The following is an 18,622-nucleotide window of genomic DNA, read 5'->3' as shown; positions in this document are numbered from 1 at the left end:
GCGCAAACCTATTAAAGTAATACAAACGCACAAAAGCGCACAAAATCACTTTTTAATCTCCATGCACTCGGAATATATTTGCTTGCGATTAGCAAAAGATCCATCCGATAAAGGATGATTTTCCACAACACGAGAAATAGCATCTTTAAGGCGAATATTTTCGGATTTTGCAAGCTCAATTGAAAGCTCAGCAAATTGCTTAACACTAAGAGACGCAACGTCAAGTGAAGCTTCATCATCGCTTGCACCAGAAATAACTAACACTATTTCTCCACGAGGAGGATTTTCAAGAACGCTATCTAAAATTTCTTTTACACTTCCACGGCGAATCTCTTCATAATCTTTAGTAAGCTCACGGCATAAAGCCATTAAACGATTAGGTCCTATAACATCGCATATATCTTCCATAGCTTCTTTAATGCGATGCGGAGCCTCGTAGAACACAATCGTTCTGCGCTCAGAAGATAGCGAGCGCAAAAGTTGCTTACGCTCACCTGATTTTCTAGGCAAAAATCCTTCGTAACAAAATCTATCAGTTGGCAAACCAGAAAGAGCTAAAGCATCTAAGACAGCACTAGGACCAGGCGCACAAGTTACAGGAAGCTCACGTTCAATAGCCCTTCTAACAATTGCTAAACCAGGATCGTTAATTGTTGGCATTCCAGCATCTGAAACAACTAATACAATCGCACCTTTTTCAACATCATCTAGTAAACCATCAGCTTTATTTCGCTCATTATGATCGTGATAAGCAATAACTTTCCCAGACATACGCACATTCAACCTATTCGCTAAGTCATATAAACGGCGCGTATCTTCAGCTGCTATAATATCCGCGTTTTGTAAAAGATGAACTAGCCTAGATGAAGCATCTTCCATATTGCCAATAGGCGTAGCTGCAAGCACAACTTTACCTACATTTTTAATATTTATATTCGTATCTTCATCACACATATAAAATCTCCTTAAAACTCATAAAAATCCCTAAATATCCTTAAATCTTCTTAAACTCTACACGAATTTAACATATAACGCACTTAAAAAAGCAAGGTATTTGATTAGAACTATGCTTGAGATAAATAGTGCAATTTTATACAAAAAGAAAGAAATGCTATGAAAACTATTGAGCGTGAAATTAAAGGCATTGACGGAAGTGTTGCAAAACTTACTGGATACGTTTTAGACGATAACACAGATACAGAAGTAAAACAGATTAGACCAGCAGTTCTAATTCTTCCAGGAGGAGGATTCTTACGCACTTCAAATCGTGAATCTGAACCAATTGCAATGAAATTTGCATCTGAAGGTTTCCATGCGTTTGTTTTACGATATTCTCTAGTACCAAGCACGCACCCAACGCAACTTTTGGAAGCAGCTCTTGCAATGAATTTAATACGAAAAAATGCTGAAGAATGGCATATAAATCCGCAAAATGTTGCAATTATTGGATTCTCTGCAGGAGGGCATGTTGCAGCAAATCTCGCAACTCACGTAAGCGATGAAATTGAAGAAGCTAACGGATATAAAGCTGACGAAGTTCGTCCAAATGCTCTTATGCTTGCATACCCTGTGATTTCTGCAGGAATTTACGCACACAAGCCAACTTTCGATCGTCTTTTTGGCAATGTTAGCGAAGATGAGCGCGAGAAACTTGTTGAAGATCTTTCTCTTGAAAAGCATGTAGATTCTAAAACTCCACCTGTTTTCATATGGCAAACTGTTACAGATCAAACTGTTCCAGTTGAAAATTCAATTATGTTTATAGATGCATGCGTCAAAGCAGGTGTGAATGTTGAAGCACACTTATTCCCTAAAGGTCCTCATGGTTTGGCACTTGCTGTTGAACAAACTGCTAAACGAGATGAAAATGGACGCGTTATTCCTGAGTTTGTACAGCCAGAAGTACAACAATGGATTGGTTTTGCATGCGATTGGTTGAGAAGAACTTTCAATTTATAATAACAAAAATGAAGGTTATTTCCCAAGACAAAAATGAAGGTTATTCCTCAAAAATAAATTAAGAAACGTCGCCCACACAATAATGCGTTGGCGACGTTTTCTATTAACGGCTAAAAATCTTGGATAAAAGATGTACAGAAGACAGATAAAATAACAGCTAAAATCACAGATAAAATCACACAATCTTAGGCATTGGAGTTGTAAGCGAAGATGTGAGATTTACTTGCACAAGTCCGGCACCAGAATGAACTTCTACTTTCTTCAAAGTCACAGTGCGCTCGTCACAAGGCTTGCGATCGTCATCTGTCATAGTAGCAGGAGATTTAACTGCTACTAAAACTAAATCATCAAAAGCGATACCTGCTTTATTACACAAATCTTGTGCAGCAGCCAAAGAATCTTCAAAACCATCTTTCTTAATCACGCGCTCTGCTGGAACTCCATAAGATTCTTCACAAAGCGACTCAATACGATTAAGCAAAGACTTACCACGATGGCTCTTAGGTAGGATTCTTACAGCAGGAAGTTCACTTTCAACAACAGATACGAAATCATCAAGCTGATTAACTAAACTATCTCCACCATCACGGAAAAGATTGCCAATCAAAGGATTGCGAAACTCAAGAGATTCAGCAATAGAGCGCAAATCAGAAATTTGATCATCTTCACCTTCCCACAAATTTATAAGAGGGAATGCAGGAATATGCAAAGACTCAAGATGTTCAACATGGAACGGATAGCGCCATGCGAGATCTGGATCATCACGCCAAGTAGTTGAACGAGTCACAACAACAGCTGCCGTTGGCCATTGAGCACCATATTCACGAGCTGCAATATCTAGCCACTTTTGAGCACCTGCATCTGCACCATATCCAGCTTCAACAATTACTACATCATGCTCAGCACATGCCATCTCAACACTTATTAAGCTAGGAATTCCAAGAGAAACATTCGCAAATGGTCCACAATGTACATAAATTGGTGAACCATTCACTGTTTCAGTTTTTACAGGCTTTACAGCATCTGAAAGTATATTTGTGATTCTCCATAAATCAACAAAAGAACCGAAAGTTACAGGATTTCCATCCTTTGTGCCAGCAATCATAGAAGAAACGCGATTAGAAATCTCATCCATACTTCTTGAAAGCACAACAATTTGCATAAGCTCACAAGTTGGAGTTAGCACAACACGCTCAGGAACTGTTCCTTTAGAAAAATCTACAGCAATACTTCTTAAAGAACGAGAAGGTACTTCACTCACTCTAGGAACTAAAATAGTATCTAATAAACCTTCATCAATCGCTTTTTCAGCAAAAGAAACAAGAAGATTTTGCGCACTAGCAATAGCAGCCATTTCACCGCACAAACCCCAATCAATCAATTCAGGATTTGCAAGAGAAGACTTTCCACCGCCAGAAGCTCCACCCTTAGAGCCAGCTGCAGTAATTCCCATACTTGGTTGGCGAAGAACAGCAGCAGCATCAATACCGCGTTTACGTAATGCATCTACAAGAGCGATTGTGGTAGTTGTTTTACCCTCACCTCTGGAAGCTTTAAGAGGAGTATCTGCCGTAACGAGAACAACTTTACCGTGCTTACGATTCTCATTAGGATGTTTGCTAAGATAATCCATAAATCCAAAAGCATCAATTTTAGAAACCAACCCGTATGAAGTTGTAAATGATTCAAGAATTGTCATATTCCCCACTTTCTTTGCGCAACATACTGATTTGTGAAAACTTTTGCCGTTAATCCTAGCTGTAACCCAATTAGATTTGGCAACACTCGTAAATGCAAATCAAAATTCACAAGCAAAAACAATATTATACGAATACGTAGGCTATCAATAGTTTATGTGTTTAATCACACATAATAAAAAACTGCATCATAAAACTAATTAGATGCAGTTTACAAGAAATTTAAATGTTCTCAAATAATTTTCATATTTGTTTCACGAAATACAAATTGGGATAAATCTTAATATTTCACCTAAAATTTTGAGAACCATCACCTTCCTGTGGATTATAGTTGCCACGATTACGCTGCTGAGGATTTTGGGAATTTGGCTGTCCGAATTGTTGGTTCTGTTGACCAAACTGAGGATTCTGCTGACCAAATGGAGGATTCTGACCAAATGGAGGTTGCTGTTGACCGAACTGTGGGCTTTGTTGACCAAATTGAGGATTCTGACCAAATGGAGCTTGCTGCTGACCAAACTGACCATAAGGAGGCTGGCTCTGTGGATTCTGTCCAAACTGTGGATTGCGCTGACCGAACTGATTTGGCTGACCGAACTGTGGGTTCTGTTGACCAAACTGCGGAGCACGATTCTGACCAAATGGAGCTTGCTGTTGACCAAACTGACCATAAGGAGGTTGACCATAAGGAGGTTGGTTCTGTTGACGCTGACCAAACTGAGTGCTCTGCTGCTGATTTGGCTGACCAAACTGAGGATTTTGACCAAACTGCGGAGCACGATTTTGACCAAACTGCGGCGCGCGATTCTGACCAAACTGCGGATTCTGACCAAATGAAGCTTGCTGCTGACCAAACTGACCATAAGGAGGTTGACCATAAGGAGGTTGGTTCTGTTGACGCTGACCGAACTGTGGGTTCTGCTGCTGATTTGGCTGACCAAATTGAGGATTCTGACCAAACTGTGGGTTTTGACGAGCAGAATCCTGACCAAACTGTGGGTTTTGTTGACCAAACTGAGGATTCTGACCCAGCTGACTAGAAGAAGATTCGTCAGAAAGAGTCTGATTCACAGGCTCAAAATCAGCTTTTTGCAAATTATTGGATTCCGCTGTTGCACTATTAGAATTAGCAGAATTATTTTGAGAATACTGAGATTTATTAGATTCTGAATCGTCACTTTTATTCTCGTCAAAACGAGGTTCATCAAATCTAACATCATCACCTGTATGACTATCACTAATGTACTCTTGCTCACTATCAGCTTGCCCACTATCAGATTGCTCGCTATCAGCTTGCTCATACTGTTTAACCTGAAAATCCTGCTCCGATTTAGGATTCTGCTGACCAAAATAAGAAGAATCCGAGATGTCACTATAATTCTCATAACCAGCAGCGCTGGCGGTATCGGCAACACTAACACTGGCATCAACACTAGAATCGGCACTACCAGCAGCACTAGCAGCAGCAGCTTCATGAGCAGAATCACTATTGGCAGCAACACCTTCTGGAGATTCAAGATAACTACTAGGAGCAGCAACACTAGCACCAGCAGCAGCCTCAACAGTAGAAGCACTATTAGCATCAGCGCTAGCAGCACCAGAGACGCTAGAAACACCAGCAACACTAGCAGCAAAGTTATCTTTATTAGCTAATTGCGCCAAAGAATTAGTATCGCGAGGTTCATCCTGCGCGTTCAATTGGTTCTGCTGAGATTGAAAATCAAACTTTTCATAAGATTGTTGAGGATTGTTTTCCACAGAAGGATTATTTACAAAATTTTCTGTAAGCTTATTACCACACTCTTTGCAAAAATTAGCAACATCCCTGTTCTCGGTTTTGCAACGACTACAAACCTTCATACTCTCTCTCCTTATACAAAACTCATCATCGTGTTAAAGTACAAAAATACTCGCTAAGCGCGCATATTACAAGCACAAAGCTTTACTAATAGAAATTTTAAATTATATTTTCTAATTTACAAGTAAAATATCAAATAGCAAAACCTAAACTACGCGCAGCAGATACTGGAACAGCTTCATCTGCCCAATAATCCTCAAGATTTTCATCTGTAGTTAATGAACGAATCTCTGCACGATCAATATATAATTCACCACGAAGATGATCTGTTTCATGTTGGAAAATTCTAGCAGGCCAACCATGAAGTTTTACAGAATGTTGCTTTCCATCTTCATCTTGCCAAGTTGCCTTAATATCAAGCCAACGTTGACGAACAGCTTGATAACCAGAAACACTTAGACAGCCTTCATAAAAACTACGAGTCTGAGTACCAATAGGCTCATAATGAGGATTGATTATTGCCCTGAACGGCAACTCCTCAATATCTCGAGGATCATCTTCATCATCTCGAACATGATCTTCAATAACTGCAATAGCAAGACCAAGACCAATCTGTGGAGCTGCTAAACCAACCCCAGGTGCTTCAAGCATCGTGCTATGCATAAGCGAAATTAGCTTATCTAAAGTTGCTCTAGTAAGTTGACCATCATATTCAACAGTACGAGAACGCAATACAGGCTCACCAGCCTGAACAATAGGCAATATTCCATCACTCGTTGCAGAATCCAAAAGATGCTCAACTGCACGACTGAGTTTTGTATCGACACTTGCGTGATGCGTAAACATAGGACTCCTTTAACGAATGCGAAAATAGTGCACGAAAACACAGTATTACGTGCATCATATGAACATAACACCGAAATGCTAAGTATATCAAAATTATTTTCGCATTGCCAGATACAAACAAAAACTCAACGCATTAGAATACTTAGTGCAAATGTAATACACATAACTATCCTCAAACCCACTTCTAAAAGCAAATTCTCAAAAACTTTACAGCTTCAAATTATCTATAACAACTTGAGCTAATCGAGCACATACTTCATCTGCTTGCTTTTGAGTTCCTGCTTCACACATAACACGAACAAGAGGTTCAGTTCCACTAGGACGCAAAAGAACACGACCAGAATCACCAAGAAGATTAGACTCTTTCTCTACTGCATCAAGAACTACAGCATTAGTTTTAGAAGCCATTTTATCTACATTAGGCACATTCACAAGAGCCTGAGGTAACTGTGGAAAATCAGCAGCCATTTGCGAAAGTTTCTTTCCTGCACGAACAACTTCACGACACAAAGTTAATGCCGTAAGAGTGCCATCTCCTGTAGTAGCAAATTCTCTGTTAATCACATGCCCAGATTGCTCTCCACCCAAAGAATAATCGTGTTTAAGCATCTCTTCCAAAACATAACGATCGCCAACGTTCGTCTGAACTGTTGAAATTCCCATATCTTTGAGTGCAAGCTTCAAACCAAGATTGCTCATAACAGTAACAACTAAAGTATCATGGTTAAGTTTACCTTCAGATTTTTTAGAGCGAGCAAGAATTCCCATAATTTGATCGCCGTTGACCATATTCCCATTTTCATCTACAGCTAAGCAACGATCAGCATCGCCATCAAACGCTACTCCCAAATCTGCATTAGATGCTTTTACCATTGCTTGCAATTGCTCAGGATGAGTTGAGCCAGCGTGATCATTGATATTATAACCATCAGGAGAAGCGTTAATTACGATTACTTCTGCTCCTGCTCTACGCAAAGCCTCAGGAGCAACAACAGAAGTAGCTCCATTCGCACAATCTGCAACAACGCGCAAACCTGCAAGCGGCTTTGGACGCGTAGTAGAACCACTACTCAAAGGCGCAACTGCTGAAACAAGGTGATCTATATAAAGATTTGTAGCAGTAGTAGTATCTCGACTTATACGACCAACACCATCACCAGTTGGACGATCCCAATCTTGACCAAGAACTGATTCAATCTCATCTTCTTTGCTATCCGGCAGCTTAAATCCACCTCTAGCAAAGAATTTAATACCATTATCCGGCATAGGATTATGAGATGCAGAAATAACAGCACCCATTTCCACATTCAGCACAGAAGTGAGAAAAGCCACGCCAGGAGTAGGGATAATTCCAGCATCAATCACATCAAATCCACCTGCGCTCATACCAGCAGATAAAGCTGCAGCAAGAAAATCGCCCGAAACGCGAGTATCTCTACCAACTAAAGCGCGTCTACGAGCATGAACAGATTTATTTAAAGAATCGGAATTAGTATCAGAAGAATCTGAAGAAACACAGTTTTCAGAAGCACCACAGTTTTCAGAAGAAACACTTCCCAATACTCTAACTGCAGCATCTCCTAAATCCAACGCAAGCTTAGCTGTTAAATCTCGGTTTGCTAATCCCCTAACACCATCAGTACCAAACATTCGTGGCATAATAACGCCTCTTTCAACAAAATCAATGAATCAATTCATTCACGCGCTCGCAAAACATTACTCATTGCGCGCCACACACTGCTTATTATTTTATGCACAAGTTCACATAACGCGCCATAAAGAAAGCACTATGAAACAAAACGAGATTATAAACATTCTTACAAAGCTTATTTCTATAGAATTTGGCTCATAACAATAGATTTAGCTTATATCACTAGATTTGTGAAAATAGCAATATAATTTGCGTCAACAAATACAAAATATGCGAGATTCATAGCCAACTTATAACGTTGACTACAAACCTCGCATTTAATTAAAAATAACGAAACTGTTGAATTAGCTCAACGAAGCGTTATATTTCTGTACCATAAGAGTACGGCGCGAAAGATCAAGATTACCAAGCACCATACGACGAAGTGCATCAGGAGCGTCATTATGAGCTTCAAGCCATTTAGCTCCACCGTCAACCAAATCCTCAACTGGTGCATACACAGGATACAAACCTTCAATTAAGGCTTCTGCCATATGGAATGTGCGATTCTTCCAGATCCAATCAATATCAGCAAAATATCGCTCAACATATGGCTTAGCGAGATCTCCCTTAGCTGTAGAGTAAAAACCTGCAGCAACAGCACCCATCTGCATATTAGTCAAGTCAAGATTACGCAAAGCCTGTTCCCACGCCCAATCCTTAGCTTCTGCAGTTGCGCGCGATGCACGAGCCTGATAAGCATGCTCACGATTTTCAGTAGTATCTCTCTTTTGAAGTTCAGCATCAATATCAGCTTCACTCAAATCATTCACTCCTGCGAGCGCAATCAAAATACTCCAACGCAAGTCGTTATCAATATCTAAGCCTTCTAATTTCACAGAGCCGTCAAGCAATCCACGAGCTACACGAATAAATTCTGAGTCGCCGACTTCTCCATATCCAAGATAAGCTTTAACTAATTGGAACTGCTCATCAGAACCAGCATTAGCAGCCAAAGCGAGTTGCCAAAGTTCATGAGCAACATGCTTTGCCACTTCTGCTTGACGACTAGGGACAACATAGTGGCTTGCTGTGATTTTCACTTGTCCAAGCGCATAACGGAAAGTAGTAGATTCTCGTTCAGTAGCCAAAGCTTTAAGGCTAAGTTCCACAAAGCGTTCTGCTGGGAATTGCGCATCACGAGTCATATCCCACAAAGACAGCCAAATAATAGAGCGCGTCAAAGAATCCTTAAAGCGATAAAGATTTTCTGCAGCAAACTCAAGCGACTTATCGTCAAAACGAAGCTTAGTGTATGTTAAATCATCATCATTAACCAAAATTAACGCCGGTCTGCGCAAGCCACGCGCCTCTTCAACCTGCGTTAGCTCACCATCAACATCAAGCTCAATTCGCTTAGTACGCTTGATTTCTCCAGTAGTTTCATCAACATCATAGAAACCAACTGCTAAACGATGCGCTCTAAGAACAGGATGCTCTTTACTAGCACTTTGGCGCAAACGCAAAGCAGAAATAGTTCCATCACTAGACTCTTCAACTTCTGTAGAAATCGTGTTAATTCCAGCCTTTTCAAGCCACTTAGCACTCCAAGACTTTAAATCACGACCGCTTGTAAGTTCCAATTCATGCAATAAATCAGCTAAAGTAGCATTGCTATAAGCGTGCTTACTTAAGTAGTTGTGAATTCCTTCAAAGAACTTTTCGCGACCAACATACGCAACTAGCTGCTTTAAAACAGAAGCTCCCTTTGCGTAAGTGATTCCATCGAAGTTTACGGAAGTGTCATTCAAATCGTTGATTGGAGCAACAATCGGATGTGTGGTTGGTAGCTGATCTTGATTTAACGCCCAGCTCTTTTCCCCAGAATTGAACGTGCTCCAAGCGTCATGCCATTGCGTTGCTTCAGCAGTAGCAAGAGTAGAAGTGAATTCTGCGAAGGATTCATTAAGCCACAAATCATTCCACCACTTCATAGTTACATAATCGCCAAACCACATATGAGCAAGCTCATGCAAAACTGTCACAACACGGCGCTCAGCATAAGCGTCTGTAACTTTTGATTCAAAAACGTATTGATCACGAATTGTAACCATGCCAATATTTTCCATTGCACCAGCGTTATACTCTGGCACATAAATCTGATCGTACTTTGCGTACGGATATGGCACTCCCCAAGTCTTTGCATAAAAAGCAAATCCCTTTTTCGTAATATCAAATAGATAGTCAACATCTTTTGCAAAAGCATCTTTAAGAGCTTGACGGCAATACATTGCCATCGGAACTACGCGACCATCTTCATTATTGTATTCTGTATGCCACTGAGCATAAGGTCCTGCACAAACAGCCGTAAGATAAGAGCTCATCTTTGGAGTTGACTCAAACTCCCATCGTTTCATACCTTCAACAACGCCGTTTTCCAAAGTGCCAGACTCAGTTTGACTGTTTTGCAACTTTTCAGAACTTTTAACTGGCATATTTGAAGTCACAATCCAGCTTTCTGGAGCATCTACAGTAAAATCAAAAACTGCCTTCAAATCTGGCTGATCAAATACAGCATAAACTCTGCGAGCGTCAGGAACTTCAAACTGCGTGTAAAGATATACATTCCCATCAGACGGATCAACACTACGATGCAAACCTTCACCAGTGTTGGAATATTGGCAATTTGCAACAACTTCTACAACGTTATGCTCATCTAAATCCGAAAGTTCAATACGACTATTTGCAAAAACTGTAGAAACATCAAGAGACGCTCCGTTTAGCACAACTGATTCAACACTATTAGCAATCAAATCTAGAAAACTACTAGAACCAGCTTTAGCATCGAATGTAATTTTTGTACGCGATGTAAAATCACGAGCACCTTTACCTAAATCAAGCGATACATCGTAATGAATTGGCATATGAACCGCATCAAAACGTTCTTCTGCTTCGACACGAGTCAGATTTGCTCCTGGCATATAATGTTTCCTTCCTTATTATTTTTTAACAAATTTTCTAATAATTACTTATTATTTTTATCTTTGTAAATTCTTTTAATAATATTTTTACGCTACTCTCGCAAACTATACAAACTATCAATGATCAGAACGATTAAAACCATTCTTCATCTTCATACTAGTTATGTAAAGCACATTATCAAGCAAAGAATCAGTTTCAGTCTTAACTCTTATAGACATGCAATTATTTATAGCAGCCAGAGCGCGGCGAACTTTTTCATTACGCGTAGAAGCAAGAATAGCATCCGTATCTCTGACTAAATCTCCATAATCTTCGTCACCTTCGCGTTCAGGCACAAAATCATTCAAGTTGATTTCTTCCAATTCCGCAACGCTTTCATCTGCAGTCTTAATCATTTGATGACCTAAAGAACCTATAAGTTCTTGATACCTCTCAATTGCGTTAGCAGTATCATTAAATGCTGCATCAGCAAGAGCTGCGATAATACGATTTTCCCAATAGAAGTTTTCACTTGTCACTCGAGTAGTAGTATCTTCAAAATATTGCGGAATTTCGTTTACATTAGGGTAAACCGGCACTAACGCATTAAAAGGATTAGAACCATAAGCAATCCACTGAATCGCACGGAAGGATTCTGGACGATACGGTCTTATTTGTATTACAGAAAGCTCACTTTGACGGTTGATTCCAATTGGTCTAAATAAGTGACGAGTGTACTCATCGCCAATCTTCCCATAAGGATCATATTCTGTTCCTTGATAGTGCGAGCTAAGAACATACTTAATGTCTTCAACTGTCACTTTGCGTTCAGGCTGACGCGCCCAAGGAATATCGTTACTATCCGGACGATGATCAGCATCTTTGCCATCCCACACTTCATCATAAGGATTCAAGAAACGCTCCATATACCAAGCGCGAGGTGTGTTATAAACATGATCTGCATCTGAATGAGATCCAAACGCATCACGCGGATTAAATAGCGATGTTGATTCAACAGACAAATCCAAATGATTTTCTTCAATAAACTCAAGCAAATCTTCAGAACACATATGTTCTTCTTGTGCATTAAATGCATCATCTAAATCAAACTCGTCAATACCAAGCTGATTTGGCATAACAACATAAGATTCGTCCGGAACGCGTTTAGCAATCCAATGATGACCGCCAACAGTTTCAAGCCACCAAATCTCGTTTACATCAGAAAATGCAACACCATTCATTTCATAAGTGCCGTATTTTTCAAGCAATGAACCTAAACGCAATACACCTTCGCGAGCGCTACGAATATAAGGCAAAACAAGAGTCAAAAAGTCTTCTTCGCCAATTCCACCTGGAGTTTCTGGTATGTAGCCTAAAACACCATCTTCAGGGTCACCTTGAGATTTTTGAAACTCTACAAGCGGATCAGCTCCAAGAACTCTTTCGTTAGAAGTAATCGTTTCAGTAGCACTCATTGCCACATTCGCCTCATTTACTCCAGCTTCTCCCCAAATTCCTTCACTTAAGTCAGCATTTGGAACGCAAGTATATTGCAACGGTTCATCAGGCAACTCAACAGTCACATGACTAAGAACAGACTTGTAAACTCGTGGGCATTGATCAGGTTTTACTACTACAAGTCGCTTCGGATTAAATTCACCATTTGCAGAGTCCTCATTACGAGCAATAAGAGTAGAGCCATCGTAACTAGCACCGCGCCCTACGAGAATTGTTGTACATGCCATAGCATCCCCCATTTGATATTGTTTATTTACTGTTTATTTACTATTTTATTTACTATTACTGATTGATTCTAACGCTTAGACGCAATTTACTAGATTAGTAACAAAATAAAATGTGAAATGATTTACGTAATAATCTAGAAAACGAAAGCGATGTAATTTAAAACTAACTTAGAAAATAATTCCTAAATTAAATCCCTAATTTAAATTCTTAAATTAAATTCTTAAATATTAGACATTTACGAAAAACTTTATGCTCTACCTGTAATGTACATACCTCCAGCATCTACCGGAGAATTATTACATCGCAAATCTCTCATCAATTCATTCATATAAAAACCTTGCTTAAGATCCTCAAATGGCTTTTCAGTGCCAAATACTTCAAGCATATACTCATGATTCTTGTCTGGAGGTTGCGGACCGTTGTAACGCATAGTAATAGACGCATCTTTGCATCCAATAAATCTACTTGCTTGCGAATTGACACCTTGCACAGCTTCAGGAATCATAGAAGTCATTTTACGAGAAAAATCTTCAGGAATTTGCAAAGCATGAGAATCATTAAAATCAAACATTAACGCTTCTACTGGCACATTTGCTACAGTCCAATGAATCCAAGAAAAACCACACACAGGTATAGCATCATCATCCACAAATCGCCAATGCAAATAATGCACGAAAGAAGGCAATCTATCTATATAAAACGGAAACGACACTACTGGAACACCATTAATCTTATTCTGCTCCGGCGCAGCTTTAGAAAAATCGTCCGGTACAACTACAAAATCTGTTGAAATATCCATAACTCAAGTATCCAATACATCAATGACGAAGTGAGTTAAATACAGATTATGTACTAGCGATGTATGGAAGTAATACAGAAAAGTAATACAGAAAAGTAATACATGTATGTGATGTATGGGAAAACTTCGCGAACAACAATAGGTTTGCGAAAACTTAACTCAATGTTTATTAACAATTATCTAGTACAACTGCTTAATCGTTAAATAAGCGAGCAAAGTAGAGCTTCACAATCAAGCACAGTATTCCCATTGCAAGCTAAACGCCTACGCGCATCAGCGATTGCATCAATCCTAAAAAGCACATCTTTAAGAGAAAATCGTTTAGCTAAATTCTCAATATTATATTTATATTGCTGATTTATAAGCTGAGCTGTGCTTTGAGCATTATTAAGAATCACTAATACATCTCTATACAAAGTATCAATCGCATCCAAAGACCTGTTTATTGAATCACGAGTTTTACGAGTAACTTTACGCTTGATTTCATCTTTTTTACTTAAAGCTGCGTACGCGCTACGAAGTTTCGTAGGTATGCGATCTTCATCAGAAAGACCGTTAATGCGTCTAAACTCTTTTTGCTGATTTTCAACTTCTTTTTGAACTTCATCTTCAGCTTGAGATTTAGCGTCATCAATAATATTTCCAGCTAAAACTATCGCATCACAAGCACTACTCATACGAAGAATTCCAGCAATTAACTCATCTCTACTAGTTCTAACGCTCTCATTTGACGCATATAACAATGCTTCGTCAATATTGCCTTGTGAAATTCGTGCAGCAAGCTTAGCAATATTAGGATCTACATTCGTTTGCTCTATTACATAACGAGAAACAGATTCTTCATCTGGCATAGAAAGATTCACAACTTGCATACGGGAACGTATAGTTGGCAAAACATCATGCTCGCTAGAAGCACAAACAATCCACATAGTATTCTTACTAGGCTCTTCAATCTCTTTCAAGAGCACATTCGTTGTGCGATCTAACATTCTGCTAATATCTTCAACAATTATGATTCGCCATGGAGAAACACTTGGCATTTGAGAAGATAGCGCAACAATATCTCGAACTTCATCAATAGTGATTGTTACTTTATCGCATGTGACTACATTCACATCTGGATGCAAGTCAGCTAAAACTTCGCAAGACACTTTTGATAATGTGTTTCCTTCTCCTAAATCTTCACTTTCTAAAGCTGCAGCAAAAGCTCTAGCAACTTTATCTCGTCCACTTCCAGAAGGACCACAAATAAGCCAACATTGAGATATGGAATTCTTATCTGACGATACGACTTTTTTTAACATGTCAACAACATGTGGCTGACCGATTACGCAATCCCAAACGCTCATATTTAAAATCCTTGATTTTTCAACGATTTTGCTTTTATTAAAGCGTCAATATCTTTAGAAATTATCGTGCTCAAGCATTCTGCAGAAAGCTTTGCATCAAGTACAAAATAGCGTGTACTATCTTCATTTGCTAAATCAATAAAAGCTCCACGAGTACGGCGAGCGAAATCAAGACCAGCAGATTCCATGCGATCTGTTTTGCCATGTAATCTTTCGAAGGCATCTTCAGCATCCATATCTAGCAAATATGTACGATCCGGCAACAAAGATGAAGTGGCCCATTTGCTTAAATCACGTATATCTTTCATAGTTAATTCACGTCCGCCAGATTGATACGCAAGCGAGGAATCAATATAACGATCTGTGATTACAATAGCTCCACGCTTCAAAGCTGGAACAATGACTTGAGAAACATGTTGAGCACGATCTGCAGCAAAAAGTAACGCTTCACAACGAGCAGATATATTACTTCCATGCAATAATATTTCGCGCAATTCTTTACCTAAAGAAGTTCCACCAGGCTCACGAGTAACTACAACTTCAAAACCGATAGATTGTAGATAATTACGCAATAATACAACTTGAGTAGATTTGCCAACACCATCAATGCCTTCAAATGATATAAATAAGCCTTTAGAGCTTTCTTCATTCGCATTACACGCACAATTCACATCGCACGCACAATTCACATCGCAAGAGCACCCGCTTGAAAAATCACTGCTTTTAGATGTCATACGCTTCCCTACTTAGCTCATGTTTAACGCAATCGACTACTTAAATAATAATTATTTTAGTAGAAGTTACTTTTTCACAGTAGATTTTACAGAAGATTTAGATGCTGCTTTCTTAGCTGTAGTCTTCTTAGCAGAAGTCTTAGCAGGCGACTTCTTAGCTGTAGTTTTCTTAGCAGAAGTCTTAGATGCCGATTTTGCTGATGCCGATTTTGCTGACGCTGATTTTGAAGACGCACGCTTCTTACGTTTTACAGGACCAGCAGCACGCTTCTTAGCTAATAAATCAAACGCTTCGCTTGGGTCAATCGAATCTGGAGTATATTGTTTTGGCAAAGTACGATTTGTTTCACCATCAGTAATATAAGCACCATAGAATCCATCTTTAATAACTACTGGCTTGCCAGTTTCAGGATCATTGCCAAGCTCACGAAGTGGAGGCTTAGCAGCACCACGAGTGCGCTTACCATACTTCGGTTGCGCAAAAATCTCTTTAGCTTCTTCTAAAGTCACAGTGAAAATAGCTTCTTCACTACTAAGCGAACGAGTATCCGGCTTAGAAACTTCAGAATCACCATTAGAAACATAAGTCTTAGTTAGATATGGACCATATCTACCATTATTTGCTTCAATACGCACTTCCTGTGATTTACCGTTTTCATCGCTTTCTTGCATGTTTCCAACTAATCGCGGCAAATTCAATAATTGCAAAGCTTCTTGCAAAGTCACAGTTTCAGGATGCATATTTTTGAATAAAGATGCCATTTTTGGACGCACTTCAGACTTAGAAGAATCTTCAGAATTAGATCCGTCAGAATCTTCGCTCTGAACTAAAGCAATATAAGGTCCAAAACGACCATTCCTCACTTCAACAGTTCCACCAGTTTCAGGATCTACACCTAAAACGCGCGCACCAGCAGAATTATTTTCAAGTAAATCACGAGCAACTTCAACACTTAATTCATCTGGCGCTAAAGTTTCAGGCAATGACGCATGACGAGGATTACCTTCAGAATCTAAATGCTTTGAATCTTCCAAATACGGGCCATATCTACCAACTCGAACGCTTAATCCATCGCCTATATCAATCGTATTTATTTCGCGAGCATCAATTTCACCAAGTTCAGCAACTTGCTGCTGTAAACCAACATGCGCTTGAAGAGAAGATTGTGCAGATTCAGCACCAGACCCAAAATAGAATCTTGTAAGCCAGTCACGTCCAGACTCTTCACCGTGAGCAATTCGATCTAAGCCATTTTCCATATCTGCAGTGAAAGCATAATCCACATATTTAGGGAAATTCGCTTCCAACAACTTAATTACAGCGAAAGCAAGCCAAGAAGGTATAAGAGCGCGCCCACGTTCATAAACGTATCCACGATCAATAATCGTAGAAATAATAGTCGCATAAGTAGAAGGACGACCGATTTCTTTAGCTTCCAACGTCTTAACCAAAGACGCTTCAGTATAACGAGCAGGAGGTTGTGTTTCATGCGATTTTGCTTCTACTTGCACAGGAGAAAGCACATCTCCAGCATTCATCGGTGGCAAAGCAGAAGAGAGTGCAGAAGAATCTGCAGAAGAAACATTCTGATTACCAAAAACTTTCATAAAACCAGCAAAAGTCACAACAGTACCCGATGCCTGGAAAGTAGCTTCTCCCAAATCTGAAGCAGCTGCTTTCAAAGTAACTGTAGCAGTAAAACCAGTAGCATCCGCCATTTGGGAAGCTATAGTACGCTGCCAAATCAATGTATAAAGCTTCAATTGATCTGCAGGCAAAGAGGAAGACAACTCTTCTGGAGAACGGAAACGCGCTCCTGCAGGACGAATACATTCATGAGCTTCCTGAGCACCTGCAGTCTTAGTTGTATATTGCTTTGGAGCGTCAGAAACGTATTCATCGCCATAATGTTCACGCGCGGCATTTCTAGCTGCAGCAATAGCTTCTTGCGAAAGAGTTACAGAATCTGTACGCATATAAGTAATATAACCGTTTTCATACAAAGCTTGAGCAACACGCATAGTTTGACGAGAACTCATAGAAAGCCTATTTCCAGCTGTTTGTTGCAAAGTAGAAGTAGTAAACGGAGGCATAGGACGTCTACGATAAGGCTTTGTGTCCATATTTTCTACAACAAAATCAGACTGTTCCAAAGCTTTCGCAATAGCTTTTGCATGAGATTCATCAATAAGAATCACTTCTGACAGAGTTTTAGAATCATTTGAATTCAGCGATAGATTATTAGAAGAATCGACTGAATCGACTGAATTACTAGAGTCAGAAGAATCGACTGAATCAGAAGAATTACGTGAAGGGACTAACTCACCTCTATCGTTAAAATCTCTAGATGATGCAACACGATGATTATTAAATTCAGTCAAATGAGCTTCACAATTAAGATTTTCTTGATCGCCACTATCAAAATCAGCACAATTAGAACAAGAAAGAACGGCAGAAATATCCCAATACGTAGCTTTCTTGAAAGCCATACGTTCGCGCTCTCGTTCAACAATCAATCTAGTAGCAACAGACTGAACTCGTCCTGCAGAAAGACCAGGTCCAACTTTTCGCCACAAAACAGGAGAAAGCTCATAACCGTACAAACGATCTAGCACACGGCGTGTTTCTTGAGCATCAACCATGTGATCGTCAACATCACGAGTATTAGTAAGAGATGCACGAATAGCATCCTTAGTAATCTCATGGAAAACCATACGCTTTACTGGCACTTTTGGCTTTAACGCTTCAACCAAATGCCAAGCGATAGCCTCGCCTTCACGATCCTCATCAGTTGCTAAGAAAAGTTCATTTGCATTAGATAGTGCGCGCTTCAAATCAGCAACTGTTTTCTTTTTATCTGCTCCAACAACATAATATGGAGCAAAACCATGATTTACGTCAACACCAAATTTTCCGAAATCAGCTTTACTAGCCGAAGGAACCTGGCTCGGCTGCGCCAAATCACGAATATGACCAACCGATGCCATAACAGTATATCCATCACCCAGAAAACCGCCAATTTTCCGAGCTTTGGTTGGAGACTCCACAATGACAAGCTTCTGTTCTTTTGCCATATTCGTCCCTTTCTTCACATCGAATCTT

The 18,622-nt window shown here is 39.6% G+C and carries 12 protein-coding genes; 1 reads left to right on the top strand and 11 read right to left on the bottom strand.

Features of this window, described 5'->3' with window-relative positions; all coding sequences use genetic code 11:
* Positions 1-45 precede the first annotated feature (45 nt).
* The gene (gene rsmI, locus HXT27_RS02895) at positions 46-954 is read right to left on the bottom strand and encodes a 16S rRNA (cytidine(1402)-2'-O)-methyltransferase (protein WP_422113204.1); all 909 of its coding nucleotides are present in this window, start codon (positions 952-954) and stop codon (positions 46-48) included.
* 159 nt (positions 955-1,113) lie between these two features.
* Between rsmI and HXT27_RS02890 the strand changes: the two genes are divergently transcribed.
* Complete coding sequence (locus HXT27_RS02890; RefSeq protein WP_075523654.1) at positions 1,114-1,959, top strand: alpha/beta hydrolase; 846 nt, start codon at positions 1,114-1,116, stop codon at positions 1,957-1,959.
* A 175-nt stretch (positions 1,960-2,134) separates the two neighbouring features.
* On the opposite strand, the gene HXT27_RS02885 is transcribed toward HXT27_RS02890, so the two are convergent.
* From HXT27_RS02885 to topA, 10 genes are all read right to left on the bottom strand, one after another.
* The gene (locus HXT27_RS02885; RefSeq protein WP_422113203.1) at positions 2,135-3,658 is read right to left on the bottom strand and encodes a formate--tetrahydrofolate ligase; all 1,524 of its coding nucleotides are present in this window, start codon (positions 3,656-3,658) and stop codon (positions 2,135-2,137) included.
* 286 nt (positions 3,659-3,944) lie between these two features.
* On the bottom strand, positions 3,945-5,516 hold the full coding sequence (locus tag HXT27_RS02880) for a hypothetical protein (RefSeq protein ID WP_422113202.1): 1,572 nt from the start codon (positions 5,514-5,516) through the stop codon (positions 3,945-3,947).
* A gap of 130 nt (positions 5,517-5,646) precedes the next feature.
* Positions 5,647-6,300, bottom strand: a complete 654-nt coding sequence (locus HXT27_RS02875; RefSeq protein WP_075522968.1) for a peptide deformylase — start codon at positions 6,298-6,300, stop codon at positions 5,647-5,649.
* 207 nt (positions 6,301-6,507) lie between these two features.
* Positions 6,508-7,959, bottom strand: coding sequence for a phosphoglucosamine mutase (glmM, locus tag HXT27_RS02870; protein ID WP_422113201.1), 1,452 nt, complete (start codon positions 7,957-7,959; stop codon positions 6,508-6,510).
* Between the two features lie 336 nt (positions 7,960-8,295).
* Positions 8,296-10,911, bottom strand: a complete 2,616-nt coding sequence (gene pepN / locus HXT27_RS02865; protein ID WP_422113200.1) for an aminopeptidase N — start codon at positions 10,909-10,911, stop codon at positions 8,296-8,298.
* A gap of 117 nt (positions 10,912-11,028) precedes the next feature.
* Positions 11,029-12,636, bottom strand: coding sequence for a C69 family dipeptidase (locus HXT27_RS02860; RefSeq protein WP_422113199.1), 1,608 nt, complete (start codon positions 12,634-12,636; stop codon positions 11,029-11,031).
* A 248-nt stretch (positions 12,637-12,884) separates the two neighbouring features.
* Positions 12,885-13,436, bottom strand: coding sequence for a YbhB/YbcL family Raf kinase inhibitor-like protein (locus HXT27_RS02855; RefSeq protein WP_422113198.1), 552 nt, complete (start codon positions 13,434-13,436; stop codon positions 12,885-12,887).
* 200 nt (positions 13,437-13,636) lie between these two features.
* Positions 13,637-14,785 (bottom strand): DNA polymerase III subunit delta', encoded by a 1,149-nt coding sequence (locus HXT27_RS02850; protein WP_422113197.1) that lies wholly within the window; start codon positions 14,783-14,785, stop codon positions 13,637-13,639.
* A 2-nt stretch (positions 14,786-14,787) separates the two neighbouring features.
* Entirely contained in the window at positions 14,788-15,519 is a 732-nt protein-coding gene (gene tmk / locus HXT27_RS02845; RefSeq protein ID WP_422113196.1) for a dTMP kinase, read from the bottom strand.
* Between the two features lie 66 nt (positions 15,520-15,585).
* Positions 15,586-18,594: a type I DNA topoisomerase gene (gene topA / locus HXT27_RS02840; protein ID WP_103042790.1), complete on the bottom strand. Its 3,009-nt coding sequence runs from the start codon at positions 18,592-18,594 to the stop codon at positions 15,586-15,588.
* Positions 18,595-18,622: the final 28 nt, after the last annotated feature.

This window comes from Gardnerella bivia, from assembly GCF_049262715.1.
Lineage (GTDB): Bacteria > Actinomycetota > Actinomycetes > Actinomycetales > Bifidobacteriaceae > Bifidobacterium > Bifidobacterium vaginale_A.
This window is presented reverse-complemented; position numbering and strand designations above follow the sequence as displayed.